The organism is Candidatus Methanogranum gryphiswaldense, from assembly GCA_019262145.1.
GTDB classification, from domain to species: Archaea; Thermoplasmatota; Thermoplasmata; order Methanomassiliicoccales; family Methanomethylophilaceae; genus Methanogranum; species Methanogranum gryphiswaldense.
The window spans coordinates 314,285-338,893 of record CP076745.1 but is presented as its reverse complement, the minus strand read 5'-3'; the positions used below and the strand labels follow the sequence as shown (position 1 = coordinate 338,893).

The window sequence follows — 24,609 nt, the reverse complement described above, 5'->3', positions numbered from 1 at the left end:
TATAACACCTCAAGACGTCTTCTTCTGGACACCCATTGTGAGTCCTTTCCTTCCGTTCGAACGGGTTCTCTGGCCTCTTACCTTGTGGTGTGTCTCATGTCTAATTCCGCGGTAACAGCGGATCATCTTCATTCTGTTGATGTCGTCCTTCTGGACCATATCAAGGTCGTTTCCGATAAGGTGCATGTCTGCACCTGACTCATAGTCGACCTGCCTGTTAACGACCCAGTTGGGTGCGTATTCGACATACGTCATTATGCACTGCTCAAGCTGCTTGACCTTTTCGTCCGAGATGGATCCGATCTTCACTGTTGGGTCGATGTCAGCCTTTCTGACTACGATCTCAGCAACTCTTTTTCCAACTCCCTTGATGCTCTGAAGGCCGATGACGACCCTCTTCTGACCATCTATATCACTGCTTGCGATACGAACGATGAAATTAAAATTTTCATCTTCGGTCTTAGGCGCTTCTTTCTTTGCCTTTGCCATATTTTCAATCCTCCGCAAATGTTCCGCCCTTTCGGGGGAAGTAATCAAGCACAAAATCCCAATGGGATGTGCTCTCAGTTTTCGTTTATTAGACGGGTCCTGAGTTTACGTAAAGCTGCTGATGTGCTCACTATTTATAAAGGTTAGTGCACCGTTTGAGAATAATTTAAATGATTTTTACACGACATGACTTCATTGAAATATATAGTGCCACTTCGTATTGTTACAGAGACGCCGTATTAACAGTAACATTAACGCGTAAATCATATGATCTCTAAGGAACTTAGACAACGGATGCATGCTTAACTTCTTATGAATTTCACATAATCGGCCTTATTCGTAGCATATATCTCTTTCAACATGGATGAGAGATTCTCGGCATTTCCAGATATCACCATCACCTCAAGACATTTATGGTCCTTGAGATGGGAATGCATCTGAGTTTTAATCTCGGTCTCATATTCCGCCTGTATCGATCCCATCCAGGGGTCAGCATGATCTCTCCTGACCACGATCAATACTCCTTCTATAGACCCAGCCAGATCTTTCATCTCTTGTATATCGCTCATTGCAATGTTGATCGCAGTACGCATGGCTTCACTTCTACCATTGAGGCCGAATGCTGAACGGATGTCATCGAGTGCTTCTAAATTCTTTTCGTTGAGTGATATGCTTACAATGCCCATTGTCTCGCCCTTATTAACAAAACGACCGTATACCGTGAAAAGTTATTAACATTGTGCCTTTTGATCCCCTATTTTAACGCACAATGTAGATGCAAAATAGTATAAACTGCATCAAAAAATACCTAAAAAACTAAAAAGAGAAACCCAAATTCGTGTATTTACATTCGATGAAATTTATTTTTTATTCGAAGAAAATTTCACATTGGATTCGTTGACAACATTTGAATTTGTCTCTTTGACAACTGGCATTTCTGATCTTGAACGCTTTTCCAACTTTTTGGAACTTCTTTTCGATAAATAATTGATGCACAGAGCTACGATAAGCGCGATTCCAATGATAAGAACAACTGTCGCCCCTGGAGGGGAGTCAAAACCAATGGCTAGGAATAGACCCAGAATTGATAATACCATGGAAATTACGGTGCCGACTATCATCATACCCTTCAGATTGTAAGTATAGAAATTAGATATCGCCACGGGTATTGTCATAAGAGCGATTATCATTATTATACCGACCACATTGGCTACCATCACACAAGTAACTGCGACCATGACATAGAGTACCATGTTCAACCAAAACACATTGATGCCTGATATCTTCGCGTGGGTCTCGTCGAATGTCAGGATCTGAAGGTCCCTGAACAACAATGCCACTGCTGTCAATATAACCACTGTAACCGCGGCAATTATCATTAGTGTCAGATTGCTAACGAACAGCACATTACCAAAAAGAATGGATTCGTACGAGGACGGAGTTATAACACTGCGATCCATGAAACACAAGAATATTACTCCCATGGCCATACCGACAGCCCATAGAGCGCCGATCAACGTATCCTGCCTAAGATCAGAGATCTTTTTACAGAATGTCATTATTATTGCAGAAACAACTCCAAAAAGCAATGCACCGAGCATTGGTGTGAACCATCCGACCAAAAATACAGACATCACATAATATGAAAAACCTATACCTCCGAAGGTCGTATGAGCTATACCCCCTGTCACAGCTACCATTCTATTGACGACCACGTATGTGCCTATGACTCCGCACAAGATACAGGCACATACCGTTGCCATGAACATGTTCTGTATCAAAGAAATTGAAAGATAATCCCATATATCCATTAGTCAGAATCACCTTCATGGCAGCAGCACTTACCTTTGACATTACCTGATACCCTCAAGAACTCTGGCGGACAGTGGAATCCCAATTCCACCATCTCTTCAGTGATCTCCGGACGATCATTGCAGATCAATCTCCTGTTCATACATGCCAATCTCTTCACATCATGTGATATGCTGGTCATATCATGTGTTATGATCATTATCGCCACACCGTCCTTATTGACCTTCTTAAGAACATCGTACGTACAATCCCTCATGGACGGGTCAAGACTGGATGTTGGCTCATCCAATAAAAGTATCTTAGGTTTGGGTGCGAGGGCCCTTGCTAGAAAGACCCTCTGCAACTGTCCCCCTGAGAGATCGCTGATGCGCTTATCACGGAAATCTAACATTTCTGAATATTCCATTGCAACCTCTGCCATCTCTTTCTCTTCTTTGGAATAGAACGGCCTAAGACCTTTACGTACCCTCAATCCCATCAACACGACTTCTTCAGCGCATATTGGATAGTTGGAATCGAAGACTCCACGCTGAGGCACATAACCGATATGCCTTACACCTGTAACAGGTGGCTCCCCATAGACCTCCACTGTGCCGCTCATTGGGCGGAGCAAGCCCAATATTGAACGGAACAATGTCGTCTTTCCGCCGCCATTGGGACCGATGACCGCAAGGAAATCATTCTCTTTGAGTTCGAGAGAGATCCCTTTGAGTATCAATTCGTTCCCGTAACCTGCGGAGAGATCCTTGATCGATATGGGGGGTTCACCTGTCATTGCTCTACCTCACGACTCAGCATATTCCTGCATAAGAAGGTCTATGAAATCAGAAAGGGACTCGAGCATATCATCAGGTGTCGGATTGACAACTTCTACATTTATCCCATTTTCTTCAAGTACATCTCTATACTCGTATCCTTCATCTGTTACGGACACATAGATGACGTCATAATCTTTGTACAAGGTCACAGCATCCTCTATCGACACTTCGCCTTGGCTCTCGACCCCGATCATATTGGCATTCAATCCCATCTCAGCTCCATACTGCTCGATGAAATATTGCCAGGCGGGATGCCAAACGAGGATATTGATCTCTTCATCGCCTACAAGGTCTGCAAGTTCTGTCATCTTATCGTTAACAGCATCGACCTTGTCCATGTATGCTTCATAATTTGCCTCATAGACAGATGCATTGTCTGGATTCAGCTCTATGAGCTTATCCATAATGACCTCTGCCATCTTTGCCAAATTATCAGGAGATGTCCAGATATGAACATCATACTCACCAGATTCACTCGTTTCTACTGAATATAGGGGAGTGTACTCGATCTCATCCGCTAATTTCACGATCTCCACTGAATCTGGGATCTGCGAGATGACATCGTCCATGAACGCAGTCTCCCATTCTATGCCAGATCCCACCATAAAGTAAACCGTAGAAGAATAAAGCTCCGCCACGGTACTAGGCTGTGAATAAGTTGTATGAGGACTTACATTTGACGGCATCATAGACACTACGTTATACTCATCACCTGCGATCTCTTCGACTATGTCTTCTTCCCATGCCATTGTTACAGTAATGGTCTGACGATCATCATCATTCGAATTATTGTGCATGACCACGACCGCTGCCGCTCCTGCGACCAAAACGATTGCAATCACTATTGCTACTATCGATATTGTTTTCATCAGCATGGGATTGTGATATTTATTATTAAAATCTAATTGATATGTTATTAAAAAATCATTATAATATCTAATTATTTTAATAAGTAATATTAACAATTAAATCAAAATTAACTCAGTACTAACGATGTTTTCATTATTAAGTATCGTACATCACATTGTGTTAATCGATTTTATGAATTGAACTAGTTAACATGAGAATTTTTTTAATATATTAATACTACATTAATAATAATTTAAAATACAATATTTTTAAAGAATATGATGTTTAAAACCACGCATACTCAAGAAAAGTTCAGAAAAATAATTCGAGTTCAAAACAACCCTCTCTCTGCTAAAGAGAAATATGAGTGCCGACGGCCGGATTCGAACCGGCGAACTCCTGCAAGAATGGATCTTGAGTCCATCGCCTTTAACCAGGCTTGGCTACATCGGCTTCTGTATTAGGTCGTAAACGTAAATGGTAAATAAACCTTTACGATGAATTTTCGTTTTTAAAAAAAAATACAATAGGAATAATTGATCAATTGAACCGATATTATAAAAAAAATATGCAGAACCCGAAGGTCCTGCATTAAATATCAAAATATTTTTTTCTGATTTTAGCCGGGCCAATAACCATATATCATTGGTACAAGACCTTTGACTAACATCTGCAATGCTATGGTAGCCAAGATTATACCTCCTGCCCTGGACATCACTTCCAGACCGCTGTTACCTGCTTTCTTCGCCAATGGTTCAGCAAAAATGAATGTCAAGAAAACAACCAATGACACTAGCAATAACATAGCCGATATCAAAATAAGAGAACTTACTTCACTGTATTCCATTGCATTACTTATGATCAATGCGATTGATCCTCCGCCACATGCCAATGGGAATACTATCGGCACAGCAGCCACCGTCTTCCAGTTACTGTGCTTTATTTGTTCTGAATCGATACCTCCGTAGTTCTTTCCCAAGACCATAGGTATCGACGATACCAGCAAGATTATACCTCCTGTTGCCATCAATGCATTGACACTGATACCCAGTACTTCCAACGCATACTGACCTATCCAAGCTATTGCTATAACAAAGATGAAATAATACAAAGCCGCGGTCCTTGCAATCTTTTTCTGTGTCTTTTCATCAAATGCACTTGTTATCGAGAGATATGGCCCAATAGTCGCAGGAGGACTGAACAAAACAGCTAGACCGATCGCAAATATTACGGCCTCTTGTATGCTAATCATATTATCGCGCCTCCATCCACGTATTCAACAATATTGTAATATGTTCATGTATCATCGAAGTCACTCCTTTTTTACGGATGCCATCTTTCTGGTAAATAATAATGCAACAACTCCGATAATGACCATTATGCCACCGATTATCATACAGACCGACATACCGCTGATGAAATTACTTTCTAGATCTTGTAATGTCTCTGATCCATCCAGGTATCCTTTGAAATCAACATAGGTCGTGATTATGGTGGTAAATATTGCCACGCCGATAGCACAACCCACTTGTTGCATGGTCCTCAACAATCCTGATGCTTCCCCCTGCACCTCAGGCGGGGCACTTGTCAGGATCATCCTGTTCGAAGGAGGGTAGAACAGACCGTTACCAATACCCAGAATCAATAACATGAGGCCTATGATTAACAGGCCTGTATTAGCGACTATAGTGGACATTATGAAGAATGCTGCTGCTGCAATTATCAGAGATACGATAGATAGGGAGCGGACAGATACTTTATTAGCAATAGTACCTGCGACAATGCCTGCAACGACCATTGTGACCGTGGCCCACAAGAACATCTGACCGGATTGCGTTGAGGTCATACCGTGCATGAGCTCGAAATAGAACGGCAATATGACGAATGCTCCTGCGAACGCGGCCATGATCATCATCGAGCCTATCGAAGGCAATAACACATTCCTAGAAGATACTGCCTTTATATTCAGTAGGGGATCGCTTGCCCTCTTACTCTCCCAGAATACAAACAATGGTATGAATATGACCGCAGCCAAGATCGTACTTATTATCGTTATCGATGTCCAACCTAATTGCTCTCCCATATTCAATGCATATATTATGCCGAATATTCCGATGAATATCGATACAGCACCTATAACGTCGAAACGACCCTTTACTGGCAATCTGTCACCTGGAATGACCTTCAATGACAAGAAAAGTGCAACGATTCCAACTGGAATATTAACAAGGAAGACCGTATGAAAACCAAAAGTACCTGCAAGATATCCGCCCAATGTAGGACCTATCACAGTGCCGAGAGAACCTGCAGCAGCCACTATTCCAAGACCTTTTCCACGTAGATCTGGACTTACAAACCGGGTTATGGCTGCAAATGCCAAAGCGGTTATCATCGCCGCACCTATACCTTGCGCAAATCTACATACTATGAGTGTGTCAATGTTTGGTGAGAAGAAAGACAATAATGTACCACATATGAATATAACAAATCCAACTGACATTATGATCTTGAACCCGTACCTTTCACCGAGTTTACCGAACAGCAGCATGAATGCCGAAAGTGAGACCGTATAAGCCAACAATACCCACATCACCATTGAGGTTTTGAGATGCCAATCCTTAAGGATCGTAGGCAAGGATATATTGACCAAACTCAGATCTAACATGACCATAAAGGTTGCTAATAATGCCACAACTATGACCAGTTTACTATTTTTAAAACTGACTTCAGACATTTTACCTTATGAAAACTTACCTTGATGGTATATATAAACTGCCGTTGCGCATTCAAATAATCCAATGTTATTTTTTTTCAAATGTTCAAAAACTACATATTGTTAATAAGTCCTGTACAAATAGCCAAAAATAATAAAAAAATACCCAAAAGTATTAAAGCTACACGAAGAAATGATAGAATGGCCCTTAAGGACCAGAGTAAGATAACATGTGTACAGGCATCATACTAAAAGCTCAAGATGGAGCTGTGATCAAAGGGAGAAGTATGGAATGGGGGACCATGGACATATTTTCCAGAATATTCATCGCGCCCAGAGAGAAAAAGATAACTGGTACACTACCAGATGGCAACACCGGATTCACTTGGAATGCAAAATATGGATTTGTCGGGATAGATGCCTTTGGTCAATATTTTGCTTCTGATGGTATGAATGAAAAAGGATTGGTCGCAGGACTTTTCTATCATACAGGGACTGCAAAATATGAAAAATATGATCCGGCACTTGCAGAAAAAAGTATGGCGGCAACAGATCTTGGAACCTACATATTGAGCATGTTCGCTACCATAGATGAAATAAAAAATGGTATAGAAGGCATACACTTGGTAGGGATACCCCTACCTGGTACCAACATAGAGGTCCCGTGTCATTACATGGTCGCAGACAGAAGTGGAAAAGCCATCACTATTGAATTCCTAAACGGTCAAACAACAATATTCGATAACCCCGTAGGCATAATCACAAATTCACCTTCTTTCGATTGGCATATGACCAATCTACGCAACTATCTAAATTTCCGTGCTGATGGAGAGGAAAAAGCAAATTACATGGGCGTTGAGATGATACCCATAGGCCATGGAGCTGGACTGGTAGGGATGCCTGGCGATTATACGCCGCCGTCACGTTTTGTGAGAGCTGCTGCACTAACAAACACCGCCAGACCTACCGTCGACGCCTATGATACTGTCCTAGAAATGAATAGGATAATGGATTCATTCAATGTGCCATTAGAACGTGTCTTCACTCCCAAAGAAAAAGATATGCAGAAAGGCCTAGTCAGCTCCACCACATGGACGACAATAAGCGATACGAAGAACCTTCGTTACTATTATCATACACAATACAATCGTCGTCTACGTTGCCTGGACCTAAGCAAAGTGGACCTTTCTCCAAATAAAGATTACAAATCACAACCATTGGATAGGATGAAACAACAGGATATTGAGAACATCACGTTTTCTATTTGAAAACATTTTAAATTATTTTTTATTATTCTTACATTAACAAATTACTTCAATAGGTTCCAAATGTGAGTGTAAGATGGGGCAAAGCCCCGTCCACACCATTCAAGGCAAAGTTGTGACCTCTGCCCTTGGGCCGGCAATATAGAACGTGTACTCATGTTGAGACACCATCCCTCCCTTTACCTCCACAAGCTGTGCGTATCCTGACAGGACCCCGCGATGCATAAGATATTTCACATGTTTCTCTGCATCTGGAAAATCACAGCTTCTCGCACAGAACGGGAACGTCTTGAATTCACCTTTTACATATTCCAAGAAATCCTGTGCCTTCGGATCATCGACCTTACGGTCTCTGACAAGACGAACGATATTGCCCTGAGGGCCATTTACAACAGACCCTCCCCCATTGGTAGCAAAGGGCTCAATAGCAATTACCATGCCTGCCTTCAATGTAGTCGTGTCGCCGCTTGCATAACTCGGAACCGAAAGTCCAGCATGTAAATTGTATGGCTCAATCTGATGCCCATTTAAATTATCAATGGGTTTGAATCCAGCCTGGTTTATCACCATCTCAACTGCACGTCCGATCTCTCCGAGCGGTGTACCTTCACCAATAAATTCTGCCACGGTATTTCTCGCACGTTTTGATACGTCAATCAATTCGGTATATCTCCTGGTACCGACTTCCACTGTGCCTGCAGTGTCACCCACATAGCCATCTATCTCAGCACCGCAATCGATCTTAACAACGTCCCCCAGCTCGAAAACCGTGGGGTCATTGATACATGGTGTGTAGTGGGCAGCAACTTCGTTTCTGCTTATGTTACATGGAAATGCAAGACCACAACCATGTTCTCTTATGTATCCCTCGACTTCCTGTGCGACATCATAGAGTTTACCGCCCGCTTTAACAAGGCCCATGCCCATTTCTCTGGCAGCTCCTGCCACCTGACCAGCTTTACGAAGTTTTTCTAATTGTTCGCTTGTCAGCATCTTAAGACTTCCTCTATCTGATGTATTGTGATGATACCCTGACGTACAATCTCCACCTCACCGTCAGCAAGCCAAACAATAGTTGATGGCTTTCCTGTAGGTGATTTTCCTGCATCTATGTACGTACTGATCGCATCACCGAAATCATTGATGGCCTCTGAAACAGTGGTAGCATCTGGTCTAGAATGTACATTTGCCGAAGTCGCTACAATAGGCCCCGTACGCCTTATTATCTCTTGCGCAATAGGGTGATCTGGGATGCGTATGCCTACTTTCTGTGACATCGCGGTCAACAAATCAGGAACGTCAGGTTGTTTCGGCATGATGAGTGTGAGCGGCCCTGGAAGGAATGCCTTGATCAATTTATCCGCATTATCATCCAGTATCGCAACCTGTTCCATCATATTCCTATCACTGACGGCAACAGATAACGCCATATCGAATGGCCTCTTTTTTGCAAGATAGAGATTCTTCAACGCAACCTGATTATATATATCGGCCCCGACACCATAAACAGTCTCTGTCGGGTACACAATTAACCTTCCTTCGCTGATATCCTCTGCAGCATTCAAAGCTGCCTCTACACAGTGAGCATTGACACCGTTTGAACAATCGCATTTTATTATTCTCATACTGACACCCCCAACATATTCAACCCGTATCTTACCATTTGATTACCTTGATCCGAAACATTACCATGCCCAGGATACAATGATTTTATTTCTATCTTACTAAGTTTTAATAGAGATTCGGTGAGATATTTAAATGAACCCGTTGGAAAATCAGTACGACCCACTCCCATTGTGAACAAAGTATCTCCGGAAAAAAGCGAGTGCGTTACCTCATCATACAACGAAATGCTTCCAATTGTATGTCCTGGCGTATCGATAATGCGCAACCTGTGATCTCCCATATCAATTATCTCTCCATCGGATACCTCTGTAACGTCCACCGGTTGAAGACAGATACCCAATACTTCCTCTGCCAAAGTTACAGGACTTGCACTTCGAATGTATTCGGCATCCTTACCTGCAAATGCAGGACACGAAAAGGATTCAATTATATCGGTCAAACCACCGATATGATCTGCATGGCAGTGAGTAAGAATGACCATATCAAGTTTTGAATCACCCAAAATACGTCTTATATTCTTCAAGACCTCTTGGGAACCAAGACCTGTTCCAGTATCGATCAGGACGTTGATCCTGCCTTGAACAAGATAAATATTGGAATCAAATGAAATTTTTGACGATATCCTTGTAACTGCCATAAAAAACAGACTGAGATTGTAATATTTAACAAATAAGGTGTACTGGATGAGAAGTACAACTAAATTAAATTAAAACCAAATAAAATACTATTTGGAGGATGAGAATTTTTTATACGCAACCTGTTTGACTGCTAGACCACATCCAGCGACGTAACGGCTTTAGTAAGCCAGGACTGAATATCTCGGCGAACCTCGATACTTACATCCGGCTTCTATCAAACTTATCATTTATAAGCGCCCTATGGTACCTCTTTTTCAAGGTGGCTTCGAGCTTAGATGCTTTCAGCTCTTATCCACTATCGCGTGGCTACTCAGCATGCCTTGTCAGACAACTGATAAACTAGAGGCGACGAATCCCTGTTCCTCTCGTACTAAAGGATCCTTCTCGTCAGGTACCCACACCTCCATCAAAAAGCAACAAAACTGTCTCGCGACGTTTTAAACCCAGCTCACGATCCCTTTTAATGGGCGAACAACCCCACCCTTGGCAGCTGCTGCACCACCAGGATAGGGAGAGCCGACAGCGAAGTAGCAAGCCTCGAGGTCGATATGAACTCTTGCTCGAGACAACTCAATTATCCCCAGGGTAATTTTTCTGACATCAATCGCCCCCACTCGGGAGGCTGATTGGTTCGCTAAGCCATAGTTTCCTATCTCCGAACCCTATTGTCTGGTTCCGAGTCAAGCTAGCTTTTACCTTTACATTCTTCGGTAGATTTCTGACCTACCTGAGCTAACCATTGGGCGCCCTTGTTATCTTTTTGAGGGCGTGGCGCCCCACCCGAACTACCTGCCTATAGCTGTTCCTCCGAAGAGGTGAGTCGTAAGGAATGTTAAGGGCGGTGTTTCATCGTCGACTCGGAGAGGTGCTAGCGCACCTTCCTGGGTAACGTCTCCCGCCTACCCTACACATAACATTCCCTACAACAACAACAGGTTGTAGTGAAACTCCATGGGGTCTTCGCTTTCAGATGGAGGGATCTGGATTGTGCACCAGATAGATTGATTTCACTAGCGTCGAGGCGGGGACAGTAGAACACTCGTTGAGCCTTCATGCAAGTCGCCAATTAAGCGACAAGGTATTACGCTACCTTAAGAGGGTCATAGTTACCCCCGCCGTTTATCGGTCCTTCGTTCCGTTGAAACAGAATTTCAGATGCCAACACTGGGCAGGCTTCGGCCCCTATACACATCCTTTCGAACTAGCAGGGACCTATGTTTTTATTAAACAGTCGGTGTTCTCTTGTCACTGCGACCAGTAGCTCTCACTACTGGCACCCTTTATCCCGAAGTTACAGGGCTAATTTGCCGAGTTCCCTCGCCTCGATTATGCTAACACGCCTTAGGCTACTCACCTAGGGACACCTGTGTCGGTTCTTGGTACGAATAAGAAATCTGTAACCATATTACTTTCACGGAGACCGGGGATCATTTAAAGTGGGAATACTCCCACCCCATCATGCTTTCGTTCGCTTCTCACCATTACGGTTCTTCACAAACTTGTACACTTAGATACGACGACGGTCGTACAAAAACTACCCTGATCCGATAATATGGACAAAGGATTTCCTAGTACAGGAATATTAACCTGTTTCCCTTTCGATAACTTCGATTAAGAATTACCTTAGGATCGACTAACCCTTGGCTGACGAACATTGCCAAGGAACCCTTGCCCCTGCGGCGACACGGATTCTCACCGTGCTTTGCTGCTACTCTCTCCAGGATCCTCGTCGGTACACGGTCCACAGGACCTCACAGCCCTGCTTCTTCCCATGCACCGCGCCCCCTTACCAAATTACATTGCTGTATTCTACAGTATCGGTACTCGGTTTAGCCCCGTCCATTTTCTGGGCCCACGATCTCGACCGGTGAGCTGTTACGCTATCTTTAAAGGATGGCTGCTTCTAAGCCCACCTCCCGGTTGTTTTAGACTGCCGACGCCATTTCATATTACACTTAACCGAAATTTGGGGACCTTAACTGTAGTCTGGGTTGTTTCCCTTATGGCCGTCAAGCTTACCCCGGACGGCCTTGCACCCGACGTCTACGATGAACACAAGTTCGGAGTTTGACAGGATGCCGAGGAATTTCTTCCCCTAAGCACCCAATCGGTGCTCTACCTCATGTTCTACCTCGATCGAGGTCTAGCTGCGACTAGTTTCAGGGGGAACCAGCTATTTCCGGCCTAGATTGGCCTTTCACCCCTATACTCAAGTCATCCAAACGATTTGCACATCAGAACTGGTTCGGACCTCCACCTCCCCTTCGAGAGGCTTCATCCTGCTCAAGCATAGATCGACCGGCTTCGGGTATCCGCGCCATTGACTCCACGCGAGCACACGTTGTCCCTCATAAAAATTGCGGACAATCGGTTTCCCTTCGGCTTCCCAATTGAATGGTTAACCTCGCCAATGACCAGAACTCCCTGGATCGTTTTTCTAAACGAATAATATAACACTGGTCCACCATAATGGCTTCTTCCCTTTGATGCTATATAAATCTTTGACCGCATGGTTTCAGGTCTTTTCATCTCCCGTTAAGGGTACTTTTCAGTTTTCGCTCACGCTACTACTACACTATCGGACTAGAGACGTATTTAGGGTTGGAAGCGAATGTCTCCCAGATTCACGCGCAATATCCAATGCACGTTACTCAAGAACATCAAAAATCTCCATATTATCTTTCTTCTAAGGGGCTATCACCCTCTATGGCGTGTCATCCCAGACAACTTTGAATATTACAACTTAGGAGTAAATGAGTCTACAACACCACATCTCCCTTAACTTTCATTAAGGGATTCAGTTTGCCCTATACCGTGTTCGATCGCCTTTACTAGCGGTATCTCTATTGATTTCTTTTCCTGCGGGTACTAAGATGCTTCAATCCCCCGCGTTCCCAATCATTACTGATTATTCCGAAGAATAGGAAGTCCCATTAGGTCATCGTCGGATCATAGGTTTCTTGCGCCTACCCGACGCATTTCGCAGCTTGACACGACCTTCTTCAGCGCTCTAGCCGAACCATCCCCCATGCGGCGTAGCATCGCCGCTGGCGTATGATCTAGCACACGTCCAGGTTGCGTATGATCGGTGATCATCGGGCGGATTCCAATCTCATCCTCCATTATTGGAGCCCTACACCTCTTCCCCGAAGCAGGACCTCTGTTCGGGTGCATGATTTTAATTTGCCTGGTTTGTTACCAAACCTGGCGAATACTCCCGATGCGCAGGTAGTATATAATTACTCGCCTGTGATCGAGATTTAGCTTTACGAACGATGTTCGCATCGCACCAATTCACTGCCATTTTTGACAGGAACCACACGATGCCACACATCGCGCAAATCCCTGTAGTCAGGATTAGTATTTATATTTTTCCGATTACATTCCATAATCAGGGAAGAAATATTACTACAGCCAGCTCTGGCAATAGTCTTCTTACTTCCAAGAGGTCAGGATAGCATAGTTGTATATAATCCTCACAGTGACGATTCTTGCCTAACATCTTTGACACAACCGATGATTCTATCTTACCCTCTACTTTCCAAGCGCCTGTTTCAGAAATAACATCTGTACCGATAAAAATAGGCAACCGAAGTCTCATTTTTTCGATCTCTGTACATATCGAAGAAAGATATTCTAATTCTACTGGACCAAAAGTACCTTTTATACCGCTACGCGTTTGATATGTATAATCGCCATTCTCTAAATAATCCAGTAAAGTTCTACGATTTATTGGCATATTATTATTCATTTCGGATACAATACGCTCTACATCGATTGGATCGGACATTTAATTCACGGACTACCATATCCTGTCGACATATTTATTTTAAATTTCTCTTTTTTATTTTCGATTTACCTTCAATTATAATATAATATAAGTAAGAGGATTAAGGACTATGACCTCGGAAGATGAACTAAAGGAAGCGATAAGAACGCACCCTTGTTACGACGAACAGGCTCATCACCAATTCGCTAGAATGCATCTACCGGTTGCACCGCATTGTAATATACAGTGTAACTATTGCAACAGAAAATTTGACTGCAGCAATGAGTCTCGCCCTGGAGTTACAAGCGAAATTCTTTCACCGGAACAGGCTGTAGAGAAGGTCCGTTTTGTAAAAGAAAAAATCCCAAATTTAAAAGTAATTGGCATTGCGGGACCAGGAGATCCTCTTGCCAATGATGCTACATTCAAAACATTAGCACTCATCAAAGAAAATTTTCCAGATCTCACACTGTGCATATCCACTAACGGACTGATGCTTCCAGGCAATGAAAAAAGACTTTTTGATCTTGGCGTAAGATTTGTTACAGTCACTGTGAATGCCTGCGATCCAGACATAGGTGCAGAGATCTACGATTCCGTCCTATGGAACGGTAAAAAATACAACGGAAAAGACGGTGCAAAGGTCCTCATGGAGAGACAATTCGAAGGAATAAAAAATTGTGCCAAAATGGGAATTGTCGTAAAAGCAAACATTGTAATGATACCCGGTATCAACGATACGCACATTCCGGAATTAGTAAAAAAAGTAAAAGAACTCGGTGCCTATATAGTGAATATTCTACCTCTGATCCCCGTTGATGACACAAAATTTGCAAACAGACGTGCACCCACGGCAGGAGAAAGAAAAGAACTAATGGACAAATGTTCAATTGATGCTAAGATGATGCGCCATTGCAGACAATGTCGCGCAGATGCCATAGGGATGTTGGACAATGATCGTTCAGGTGAATTCGTTCACATGGGATCCTGTAAACCTGGCTGCGGACCGTTGCATGAAATCCCGATACGAACAGAGTTCTTTAACAATGGAAACAAGATAGCTGTGGCCACATCCGATGGAAGGACTATTGATTCTGGTTTCGGTAGCAGTGTGAAATTTAACATTTATGATAAAAAAGATGGAAAATTCATCCTCTGCAAAACACTCATTATCGATACGAATTTTGAAGTCGCTGGAAAAGGCCACCGGGAACATCTTGAAGGCATAGTAAGGAAACTTGATGAGTGCGATACGGTCATCGTCAAAGAGATCGGAGCACTTCCTGAAAAGATCTTGAAAAATGCAAAAAAGAAGATAATAATCGCTGAAGGAGACGTCTACGATATCCTGAATACCCTTTGAAAACCATTTACTCACAGTCTATTTAAACGATAAGGGTATCACACGAATCATTTGGAGTGTACAAAATGGACGCTCAAGAACTCAGAGAAGCATATGTTAATTTCTTCAAGGACAGAGGCCATGCATACATAAGATCTGCATCGCTCATCCCTGAAAACGACCCAACGGTATTATTCACAACAGCAGGGATGCACCCCCTGGTACCATATCTGCTCGGCGAAAAACATCCCGAGGGAAAAAGACTGGTAAATTTCCAAAAATGCATAAGAACAGGAGATATCGAAGAGGTCGGAGACGCAAGTCACCTGACCTTCTTTGAAATGCTTGGAAATTGGTCTCTCGGAGATTATTTTAAAAAAGAATCCATACAATTCAGTTTTGATCTTCTCCAGACAGTTCTTAAGATACCTATTGATCATCTAGCGGTGACCGCCTTTGAAGGCGAGGGCGATATACCACGCGATACAGACACAGAGAAATATTGGAAAAGCCACGGTATGAAAGACGACCAGATCTTCTTCTACGGAAGAAAGGACAACTGGTGGGGACCTGCTGGACAAACAGGACCGTGCGGGCCCGATACAGAGATATTCTATGACGATGGCAGACAAAAATGCGGTCCGAATTGCGGACCCTCCTGCCACTGCGGAAAATACACTGAAATATGGAACAATGTGTTCATGCAATATTTCAAAGACAAAGATGGTAAATTCACCCCGCTTGGTCAAAAGAACGTAGATACTGGAATGGGTCTTGAAAGAGCACTCCGCATAATGAATGGAAAAGATACCGTCTACGACACGGAACTTTTCCAACCGATAATAAGGACAATAGAAGAAATTTCCGGTAAAAAATACGAAGATGACATAATATCATTCAGAATTATAGCCGATCACCTAAGAGCTGCAACATTCATGCTTGGTGACGGTGTGGTACCGTCCAAGATGGGACAAGGCTACATTTTAAGAAGACTCATCAGAAGAGCTAGCAGATACATGTCTAAATTAGGTTATGATGGAACATACATGCAAAGGATCGCTGAGGTCATTGTTCGCGATTATTCTGCGGCATATCCTGAACTTGAAAATAATAAGACGGACATTTATGAAAAATTAACTGCGGAAGAAGAAAAGTTCCATAAAACACTCACCAAGGGACTCAGAAGGTTCGAAGAGATGCTTGTCGAGAACGGAGATTCCAAAGAATTGAATGGAGAACTTGTTTTCAAACTCTATGATACCTATGGATTCCCAGTAGAATTGACACAAGAACTTGCAGCTGAAAAAGGACTTACTGTCAATATAGACGACTTTAACAACAGATTCAAAGACCATCAGGATAAATCCAGAGCTGGTTCGGACCAAGTTTTCAAAGGAGGGTTGGCGGACCATACCGAAGAAACCACGAAACTGCATACTGCAACACATCTTCTTAACGCTGCACTTAGGGATCTGGTCGACCCCGATATAAGACAGAAAGGAAGCAACATCACTGCGGAAAGACTAAGATTCGATTTTAATTTTGACAGAAAACTCACTCCAGAAGAACTCACAGCTATCGAGAAATATGTCAATGAGGCCATAAAAGCGGACATTCCCGTCGTATGCAAGGAGATGCCCCTAGATGACGCAAAAGCATCTGGTGCGATCGGCGTATTTGACAACAAATATGGACAATTTGTCAAAGTTTACGTCATAGGCGATGTTTCCTCAGAACTTTGCGGTGGACCGCATGTCGCACAAACTGGAGAACTTCAAGGCTTCAAGATACAGAAAGAAGAAAGTTGTGCTGCAGGGGTAAGGCGCATAAAAGCGACGGTCGGTAAATTCGATTGAATATCATTTCAAACACTTTAAAATTTATATCTTTAATAAATGAGAAATAGAGTTAAACTGTTTTAGATCGGATCATTTTTTGATCTTACCCTGCGCTCTGAGTTTGTCAAGCATCTCTTTTACTTCTTCCTCTCCGGAAAGAAAATGCTCGGTCTCCATTGGGTCAAGATAACGCATGAGCGTTATCAACTCCCCCATGTGGACCTTTTCCTCATCCCTTATATCTGACAGGACAGCCTTTGCAACGGGGTCGTCCGTAGCGAGTATATGCGACTCGTAAACAGTTATAGCTTCTAACTCACCAGCGATGTCCAGTCTTAGAGCCTGTGCCAATTCCTCTTTTGACATTTTTTTATTTACATTTCCTACAAACGGATCAGCAAAACTTGGCATTCAGTTCACCAAAAATCGGACAGTATTGTGCATATAAGTAACTGGCGGATGGACCCGTTAATAATAACTGCAACTGAATTGTGATGATTCTTCCTGTATAAGAACAAATGATCTTAAGGATCCTCGAATTTTTTGCAAATTATACTTATATTATGTATGTTAATTTCAAATCATGGATCAAATTCAGAATGAAGATGAGCTTCTGTGTGTGCTGAAAAAAATGGGATTCACCGTATATCTATCAACATTCAAAAAAATGATCAAATCACAACCGATACCTCTGGATTATTTGGTCAAAGAATATCTAAAATTCAATAGCGTACCAGGGTCCGGCGGAAATATCAGAGATGCAGATAGAATTGTCTATCAATCACAATATGAAAGAGTGTACAAAATAGCTGAAAATGCATTGCACGAATGTGAAAACGATCAAAAATCCTGTTAATAGAATTCTAGAAATGTTATACTACGATCAAACAAATTAACGAATTATACTATGAAAAGGCTTCAAAACAATCATACGAGTGGTGGACTGGGCGTGATTTGAACACGCGACTTCTTGCTTGCAAAGCAAGCGATCTTCCAGCTGATCTACCAGCCCACTATCCTTCCATGAACCTGGCAATAAATATATATGTTTCGCTAGAATGAGGATATTGATCACGGGATCGGATCGTCATCAAACGATCCGGGAGTTGATACAAATGTACGGAAAAAGCATAAGAATGGAGAGGATAGTCGATAGGAACACAGGAAACTGTGTTATCGTACCTATGGACCATGGAGTTTCCATAGGTCCAGTAGAGGGTCTTATCGACATGAAAAAGACCGTAGATGATGTGGCAAACGGCGGTGCAACTGCTGTACTCATGCACAAGGGTCTTATCCGCTTTAGTCACCGTACAAGCGGCCGTGATATCGGACTCATACTGCACCTATCAGCATCCACTGACATTGGAGTGACATCTACCAGCAAGACCCTCGTAGCAACCGTCGAGGAAGCACTTAAGATCGGTGCGGATGCCGTATCGATGCATGTCAACGTAGGTGCTGAAACAGAAACCATAATGCTATCTGACCTCGGAATGATCTCCGAAGAATGCGCAGATTGGGGTATGCCTCTTCTAGTTATGGCCTACCCTCGCGGACCTAAGATATCTGATTCGTATGATCCAGCCGTTGTTGCACACGCAGCAAGAGTAGCAACCGAACTCGGCGCAGACCTGGTCAAATGCAGCTATACTGGCGATGTGAAAACTTTCGAAAAAGTGGTCGACGGAGCACTTGCGCCAGTAGTGATCGCAGGCGGACCGAAGATGAAATCCGATATGGATATCCTCAACATGGTATATGATTCACTTCAGGCCGGAGGAAAAGGTGTTTCTATTGGGCGTAATGTGTTCCAACACCAAAATGTCGAAGCAATGACCAAAGCCATCTCTGATATAGTTCTACATGGAGCAACTGTCAAAGAAGCATACCAGAATTTGGAGTGAACATGTCAAAAGAAATCTGGGTCAAAGCGGATACTCCTGATAAAAAGGAAAAAAGAAAAGAATTGGTGATAAGCGCTCTAGAGTGTGGTGTGACAGTTGCCATCGTAAGACCTGAAGACAAAGATTTTACCTCCTTCGGAAATGTCAAACTTATCTTCAACGACAATGGAAAACTCTCAGATGATTCAGTATATGTAGAACTGAAAAAACCTGCCGATCAAGAAGGAGCCATGGCACTTGCCGGAAAATGTAAGACCGTAGTTCTAGGAACGTCAGACTGGACCATCATTCCCCTTGAGAATATGATCGCCAAATTCCATAAAACAGATACCCGCATCTTTGCATGCGCATCCAGTGTTGAAAAGGCGAAAACATATCTGACTACTTTGGAAAAAGGTGTAGATGGCATTGTGATAGATGTGTCCACAGGTAATGAGGTCAGGCAATTTGCGGACCTCAGCATGGAATCTTCCGACGTAAATCTAGTACCTTTAAAGGTATTGGATGTGAAGAAAATAGAGATGGGCGACAGAGTTTGCGTAGACACTGTATCGATGATGCGTCCAGGAGAAGGTATGCTGATTGGTTCGACCGCATCCTGCCTCTTCCTTATACAATCAGAAAGCGAGGACAACGGCTATGTCAACGCGAGGCCTTTCAGAGTGAATGCAGGAGCCGTGCATGCCTATGTACTCGGACCTGAAGGAAAGACCAGATATCTTTCTGAGCTCAAATCCGGAGAAACCATACTTCTCGTCGATAAAGGTGGAAAAACCAGAATATCCAGCGTAGGTAGATGTAAGATCGAACAGAGACCCATGCTCATACTTGAGGCCACTGATGGAAAGGAAAAATATACCACCATCTTACAAAATGCAGAAACGGTCAAATTGGTCGGACCAAAAGGATCAATCTCCGTATCCAAGATAAAAACAGGCGATGAGGTATATGCCAGACTGGAATCTGGTGGACGCCACTTTGGTATGAAGATCGATGAGACGATCAGGGAATTATGATCGGCAGGATCTGCGCCTCTCTGAGCTCATATTCGGAAAAGGATGACCTTTCAGATGCCGATATGGTCGAGATCAGACTTGATCTGCTGGGTCAAGTGCCCCACATACCGAATAAAGAACTTCTGGTCACTTATCGCGGGAACGTGGATCTGTCATTGCTGCCCAGCGGATTCAACGGGATGATCGATGTGGGGGAAACCCCCAGACCGAACACTCATCTTACAGTTGTATCCTCATACCATAATTATGATCTGACCCCGTCGTATGATGCTATTGTCAACAAACTCATGTCCATGGACGGAGACATACACAAAGGTGCCTTTGCAGTAAAAGGATTCGCTGACCTTCACAATATATTCGTGTCCTCTGAAAAAATTGATAGTAGACATGTTCTGCTGGGTATGGGCGAATTTGGAAAGATCACAAGGATCAGAAAAACACTTCTAAAAAACGAATTCTCATTCGGATACGTTGGAGAACCAACAGCCCCCGGACAACTGAGTATAAAGGATATGAGAAAACTCGGTGATGACTGCATGATAACTGGTATAGTCGGTTGCCCTCTATCCAAATCAAAATCTCCCATCATGCATGAAGTTGCAATGGAAATAAAGGGGTTGAACGGTATATACCTCAAGTTCGAAACAGGGGACCTGGAACATTGTGCTGACATTATACGGGAATATAACATAAAGGGTATCAATGTCACTATACCTCACAAACAAAACATAATACAACAATTAGATTGCATGGATAAAACTGCCCAGGATATTGGAGCCGTTAACACTGTCGTAAACGAGAACAGCAAACTGAAAGGGTACAATACAGATATAATCGGTATAGAAACAGCTCTTAAAAAGGGAAAATTCGAACCCAAAGGAAAAAAAGCTGTCATAATGGGTTCCGGGGGAGCAGCCAGAGCCTGCGCATACATACTATTGGAAAAGGGATGTCATGTTACGATAACCGGAAGGAACGAATCCACAGCAAAAAGTCTGGCATCAGATATGGGCTGCGAATACAAACAAAAAGATTCCGTTCCTGTTCAAATGAATGACCTCATTGTGAACAGTACTCCTGTCGGAATGTACGGAGAAGGAGAATATCCATTGAATCTTAAACAACTCAACAAGGACCATACGGTCTTCGATATGGTCTATGGAAGGGATACCCCTATAATATCCAGAGCTATTTCTGTAGGTGCAAGAACTGTCTCCGGAGCCGACATGCTTGCAGGACAAGGGGCCGCATCGTTCGGACTCTGGACCGGCGACTATGATCAATTCGAGACAATGAGGAGTGTACTACAATGACCGGAAAGGGAGTATCACATGGTGCGATCACCGTTATCAATGCAATGCCTATGGGAATAGGTGCAACCATCGGAATAGAGCTCAAAACACAGGCCGAATTCATACCTGGTGGAGAAAAAAGAACAGTTAGCATTGTTAATGATCCCGATGAGGATACAACAATGGCCAGGTATTGTGTCGAAAAGGCATACAAGGTCATGAACAGACAAGAACCTACAGGATGGGCGCTCATTGTAAATTCTGAGATACCGGTCTCAAGAGGATTGAAGAGCTCGAGCTCAGCGTGTAATGCAATACTACATGCCGTATTCAACGAATATAATTTCCATATCAATCCTGTGGTGCTCGTCGACCACGGCGTGTCATGTGCAAAAAGAGCAAAGGTGACAGTAACTGGATCGTTCGATGATGCCTGCGGATGCGAACTTGGAGGTCTTGTTATTACCAATAATAGCGAAAATCAGATCATACTCCACAGGGACATAGAGACATACGATGTCGTCCTCTACATTCCAGATAAAAAGATCAGAAAGAACACTCTCAACCTGGAAGAGCTCCAAAAAGTAGGCACGGAGATCAATGCCGCTCTTGGCATCACCGAATTCTATCCTTTCAGCGCCATGACCATGAATGGGCGCATAATCTCAAAAGTGTCTGAAGTGGATAATTCTGTAGCGGAGATGGCTTTGAACAACGGTGCACTAGGGGCTGGTATGTCTGGTTCAGGACCGGCAATAGCCATCGTACTCGAGAACGGAAGAGGTCAGGCCTTCATTGAGAGAACAGGTCTTAAAAATACGATACTTACAAAAACAAGGGGGATACCTGAATGAATATGATATTCAAAGGCGGAAAACTAGATGGAACGATATCAACACCTCCCTCAAAAAGTCATACGCACCGTGCTTTCTTTTTGGCCGCAATGGCTGATGGAAAAAGCGAAATAGACAACGTTCTGCTCTCCGAAGACACCAAAGCGACACTCAAATCGTGTGAAGCAATGGGCGCTAGAATAAAGGTCGAGAATGAAAAAGACGCTCTGAACAGTAAAAGAGTAATTATCGAAGGCGGTAGCCTCCATGCTCCTATTGATACTGTCGATACCGCCAATTCCGGGACTACGATGCGTCTTTTGACAGGCATTGTTTCCATATTCGATGAAAAGGTCACTATAACCGGTGACGAATCATTGAAAAAAAGACCAATGGCACCATTACTGGATGCTCTCAGAATGACCGGAGTCACCTGTACATCGGAGAACGGCAGACCTCCTGTCACAGTAAAAGGACCTAACGCCGGTGGACATGTTGAGATTGATGGCACCGTAAGTTCACAATTCATTACATCGCTGTTGATCACTGCACCCATGCTACCCAATGACACCGAGCTGACAGTTAACGGACAGATATTGTCCGACCCATATCTCGATATCACGCAGAACATGATGAGGATCGCAGGTGCCCAGAGCACAAGAGAAAAAAATCATTTTCAAGTTAAAGGCAAGAGCGGATACAAGGCATTCAATTATCATGTACCTGCAGATTTCTCCTCTGCTGCATTTCCCATGGTAGGTGCCGCACTCAACGGGGATAACGTCACCGTGACCGATATGGATCTTTCAGATCCTCAAGGTGACCGCCGCATCCTTGATATCCTAAAGCTTTGCGGAGCCGTCGTGAACGTATCCGGAAAAAACATAAGCATATCCAAAGGCAAACTCAAGGCAGTGGATATTGACATGGGAAATACCCCAGACCTATTCCCTGTAGTTGCCGTGCTTCTAAGCACTGCGGATGGGACAAGTAAATTGTACGGTGCGCCTCAATTGAGACATAAAGAGAGCGATCGCATCAAATCGACGGTCGCAATGTTAAAAGCCATAGGTGCAGATGCAGAAGAAACCGCAGATGGATGCATAATCCGTGGAAAAAAGAGACTCACTGGAGGAAAAGTACAAACATTGGATGACCACAGGATACTAATGTCCGCTGCAATAGCCTCATTGATCTGCGAAAATCCTGTTATTGTCGATAACGATGATTGCTATGCAGTATCATACCCCAATTTCCCAGAGGATATGTCCAAAATCGGTTTGATATTCGAAAGGTGAATCGATGTACCAAACTGGAAGAAGGGTTAAATTTGACCTTTTCGGAAAAAGCCATGCAGAATGTGTAGGTTGTATACTTGAAGGGTTGCCTGCGGGGTTCAAGATCGATCGCAGTAGGATCGTTCAAGCAATAGAACTAAGAAAACCAACGCATGGAATAGGAACTCCCAGAGCCGAAGACGATGAGATCGATATCGCCCAAGGAATAGTGAACAACGTAACGGATGGCAACCCTATCCTCATAATAATAAGGAACAAGAATACCGACGGTTCAAAATATCTCAAATTCGGTGTAACGCCTAGGCCCGGTCATGCTGACCTTCCTGCATTGATAAAATATCCAAAACATGACATACGCGGAGGAGGACAATTCTCAGGGAGACTTACCGTTGCGATCGTGGCAGCAGGTAGCATATGTCAACAATTCAATGAAAGTTATGGTATATTCACCTCAGCTCATACCTCTTCGATAGGGAGAGTGAAAGATACGGAGACCAGGGACCTTAAATCGTCAATAGACTCTCGTAAATTCCCAACAAGAGCATGTACAGAAACCCTCGATAGGGAAATGTTCGAGGAGATCACCGCCGCAGGTCAAGAAAAAGATAGCGTAGGGGGTACAGTAGAATGCATAACAGAGGGCCTTCCGATCGGATTCGGAGATATTTGGTTCGATGCGCTGGACGCTCTTATCGCAAAAGCTATGTTCGGTATTCCCGCATGCAAAGGTATTGAATTCGGAAAAGGCTTCGAACTATCTGAGATGAGGGGATCACAAAGTAACGATCCGTTCTACTTTGATAATGGAGTAAAGGTCAGAACAAATAACATGGGTGGAATTCTGGGAGGAATGAGTGACGGAGCGCCGCTTATCTTCCGCACGGTATTCAAACCCACACCGTCAATAGCAAGAGAACAGGATACAGTGAATCTTGATGAGATGCACAATGACAAAGTCACAGTTACCGGAAGACATGACCCCTGCATAGTGCCCAGAGCCGTAATTGTCGTGGAAATGATGACGGCCATTATCATAGCCGATCAGATAATCTGCGAGACCGATTGAAAAGTTGTCTAAAAAATAATTAAATGGGGAAAAAATCC

The 24,609-nt window shown here is 43.4% G+C and carries 22 protein-coding genes, 2 tRNA genes and 1 rRNA gene; 10 read left to right on the top strand and 15 right to left on the bottom strand.

The genetic code is table 11. The annotated features are described in order from the left end of the window. Nucleotides 1-9 precede the first annotated feature (9 nt). The 8 genes from KRP56_01870 to KRP56_01835 form a co-directional block, all read right to left on the bottom strand. The gene (locus KRP56_01870) at nt 10-489 is read right to left on the bottom strand and encodes a 30S ribosomal protein S13 (GenBank protein UAL08022.1); all 480 of its coding nucleotides are present in this window, start codon (nt 487-489) and stop codon (nt 10-12) included. Between the two features lie 302 nt (nt 490-791). Then, a complete protein-coding gene (locus KRP56_01865; GenBank protein UAL08424.1) occupies nt 792-1,160 on the bottom strand; it encodes a CopG family transcriptional regulator in 369 nt (122 codons plus the stop codon). Nucleotides 1,161-1,349: 189 nt separating this feature from the next. Then, complete coding sequence (locus KRP56_01860) at nt 1,350-2,300, bottom strand: metal ABC transporter permease (protein ID UAL08021.1); 951 nt, start codon at nt 2,298-2,300, stop codon at nt 1,350-1,352. After that, nucleotides 2,300-3,076 carry an ABC transporter ATP-binding protein gene (locus KRP56_01855; GenBank protein ID UAL08020.1) on the bottom strand — a complete coding sequence of 259 codons (777 nt, stop codon included), beginning with the start codon at nt 3,074-3,076 and terminating at the stop codon, nt 2,300-2,302. The genes KRP56_01860 and KRP56_01855 overlap by 1 nt, the downstream gene beginning before the upstream one ends. 9 nt (nt 3,077-3,085) lie before the next feature. After that, a complete protein-coding gene (locus tag KRP56_01850) occupies nt 3,086-3,988 on the bottom strand; it encodes a metal ABC transporter substrate-binding protein (GenBank protein ID UAL08019.1) in 903 nt (300 codons plus the stop codon). A 348-nt stretch (nt 3,989-4,336) separates the two neighbouring features. After that, nucleotides 4,337-4,421: transfer RNA gene (locus KRP56_01845), tRNA-Leu, on the bottom strand. A gap of 166 nt (nt 4,422-4,587) precedes the next feature. Continuing rightward, nucleotides 4,588-5,220: a MarC family protein gene (locus KRP56_01840; protein ID UAL08018.1), complete on the bottom strand. Its 633-nt coding sequence runs from the start codon at nt 5,218-5,220 to the stop codon at nt 4,588-4,590. A 60-nt stretch (nt 5,221-5,280) separates the two neighbouring features. Then, the gene (locus tag KRP56_01835; protein ID UAL08017.1) at nt 5,281-6,702 is read right to left on the bottom strand and encodes an MFS transporter; all 1,422 of its coding nucleotides are present in this window, start codon (nt 6,700-6,702) and stop codon (nt 5,281-5,283) included. Between the two features lie 209 nt (nt 6,703-6,911). Here KRP56_01835 and KRP56_01830 point away from each other — a divergent pair, with 209 nt between their 5' ends. Beyond that, nucleotides 6,912-7,949 (top strand): linear amide C-N hydrolase, encoded by a 1,038-nt coding sequence (locus tag KRP56_01830; GenBank protein UAL08016.1) that lies wholly within the window; start codon nt 6,912-6,914, stop codon nt 7,947-7,949. Nucleotides 7,950-8,048: 99 nt separating this feature from the next. On the opposite strand, the gene map is transcribed toward KRP56_01830, so the two are convergent. The 5 genes from map to KRP56_01805 all read right to left on the bottom strand — a co-directional run bounded on the left by map (nt 8,049) and on the right by KRP56_01805 (nt 14,000). Beyond that, nucleotides 8,049-8,939: a type II methionyl aminopeptidase gene (gene map, locus KRP56_01825; protein ID UAL08015.1), complete on the bottom strand. Its 891-nt coding sequence runs from the start codon at nt 8,937-8,939 to the stop codon at nt 8,049-8,051. Then, nucleotides 8,933-9,571: a threonylcarbamoyl-AMP synthase gene (locus KRP56_01820; protein UAL08014.1), complete on the bottom strand. Its 639-nt coding sequence runs from the start codon at nt 9,569-9,571 to the stop codon at nt 8,933-8,935. The genes map and KRP56_01820 overlap by 7 nt, the downstream gene beginning before the upstream one ends. Beyond that, a complete protein-coding gene (locus KRP56_01815; protein UAL08013.1) occupies nt 9,568-10,209 on the bottom strand; it encodes an MBL fold metallo-hydrolase in 642 nt (213 codons plus the stop codon). The genes KRP56_01820 and KRP56_01815 overlap by 4 nt, the downstream gene beginning before the upstream one ends. 139 nt (nt 10,210-10,348) lie before the next feature. Continuing rightward, a 23S ribosomal RNA gene (locus KRP56_01810) occupies nt 10,349-13,261 on the bottom strand. Nucleotides 13,262-13,601: 340 nt separating this feature from the next. After that, nucleotides 13,602-14,000 carry a DUF61 family protein gene (locus KRP56_01805; protein ID UAL08012.1) on the bottom strand — a complete coding sequence of 133 codons (399 nt, stop codon included), beginning with the start codon at nt 13,998-14,000 and terminating at the stop codon, nt 13,602-13,604. A 109-nt stretch (nt 14,001-14,109) separates the two neighbouring features. Between KRP56_01805 and nifB the strand changes: the two genes are divergently transcribed. Both nifB and KRP56_01795 read left to right on the top strand, forming a co-directional pair. Continuing rightward, nucleotides 14,110-15,342 (top strand): nitrogenase cofactor biosynthesis protein NifB, encoded by a 1,233-nt coding sequence (gene nifB / locus KRP56_01800; GenBank protein UAL08011.1) that lies wholly within the window; start codon nt 14,110-14,112, stop codon nt 15,340-15,342. A 65-nt stretch (nt 15,343-15,407) separates the two neighbouring features. Continuing rightward, nucleotides 15,408-17,177 carry an alanine--tRNA ligase gene (locus KRP56_01795; GenBank protein ID UAL08010.1) on the top strand — a complete coding sequence of 590 codons (1,770 nt, stop codon included), beginning with the start codon at nt 15,408-15,410 and terminating at the stop codon, nt 17,175-17,177. Nucleotides 17,178-17,249: 72 nt separating this feature from the next. Here KRP56_01795 and KRP56_01790 read toward each other — a convergent pair whose 3' ends face one another. Continuing rightward, nucleotides 17,250-17,570, bottom strand: a complete 321-nt coding sequence (locus KRP56_01790) for a demethoxyubiquinone hydroxylase family protein (protein ID UAL08009.1) — start codon at nt 17,568-17,570, stop codon at nt 17,250-17,252. Nucleotides 17,571-17,742: 172 nt separating this feature from the next. On the opposite strand from KRP56_01790, the gene KRP56_01785 reads away from it, so the two are divergent. Continuing rightward, the gene (locus tag KRP56_01785) at nt 17,743-18,015 is read left to right on the top strand and encodes a hypothetical protein (GenBank protein UAL08008.1); all 273 of its coding nucleotides are present in this window, start codon (nt 17,743-17,745) and stop codon (nt 18,013-18,015) included. Between the two features lie 80 nt (nt 18,016-18,095). On the opposite strand, the gene KRP56_01780 is transcribed toward KRP56_01785, so the two are convergent. Next, a tRNA-Ala gene (locus tag KRP56_01780) sits at nt 18,096-18,171 on the bottom strand. 103 nt (nt 18,172-18,274) lie between these two features. On the opposite strand from KRP56_01780, the gene KRP56_01775 reads away from it, so the two are divergent. The 6 genes from KRP56_01775 to aroC are packed head-to-tail and all read left to right on the top strand — an operon-like array spanning nt 18,275 to nt 24,571. After that, nucleotides 18,275-19,066 (top strand): 2-amino-3,7-dideoxy-D-threo-hept-6-ulosonate synthase, encoded by a 792-nt coding sequence (locus tag KRP56_01775; protein ID UAL08007.1) that lies wholly within the window; start codon nt 18,275-18,277, stop codon nt 19,064-19,066. A gap of 2 nt (nt 19,067-19,068) precedes the next feature. Next, nucleotides 19,069-20,082 (top strand): 3-dehydroquinate synthase II, encoded by a 1,014-nt coding sequence (locus tag KRP56_01770; protein ID UAL08006.1) that lies wholly within the window; start codon nt 19,069-19,071, stop codon nt 20,080-20,082. Then, a complete protein-coding gene (gene aroE / locus KRP56_01765) occupies nt 20,079-21,395 on the top strand; it encodes a shikimate dehydrogenase (protein ID UAL08005.1) in 1,317 nt (438 codons plus the stop codon). Before KRP56_01770 ends, aroE begins: the two co-directional genes overlap by 4 nt. After that, nucleotides 21,392-22,228, top strand: coding sequence for a shikimate kinase (locus KRP56_01760; protein ID UAL08004.1), 837 nt, complete (start codon nt 21,392-21,394; stop codon nt 22,226-22,228). Before aroE ends, KRP56_01760 begins: the two co-directional genes overlap by 4 nt. Then, the gene (aroA, locus tag KRP56_01755) at nt 22,225-23,505 is read left to right on the top strand and encodes a 3-phosphoshikimate 1-carboxyvinyltransferase (GenBank protein UAL08003.1); all 1,281 of its coding nucleotides are present in this window, start codon (nt 22,225-22,227) and stop codon (nt 23,503-23,505) included. Before KRP56_01760 ends, aroA begins: the two co-directional genes overlap by 4 nt. Nucleotides 23,506-23,509: 4 nt before the next feature. Continuing rightward, the gene (gene aroC / locus KRP56_01750) at nt 23,510-24,571 is read left to right on the top strand and encodes a chorismate synthase (GenBank protein UAL08002.1); all 1,062 of its coding nucleotides are present in this window, start codon (nt 23,510-23,512) and stop codon (nt 24,569-24,571) included. Nucleotides 24,572-24,609: the final 38 nt, after the last annotated feature.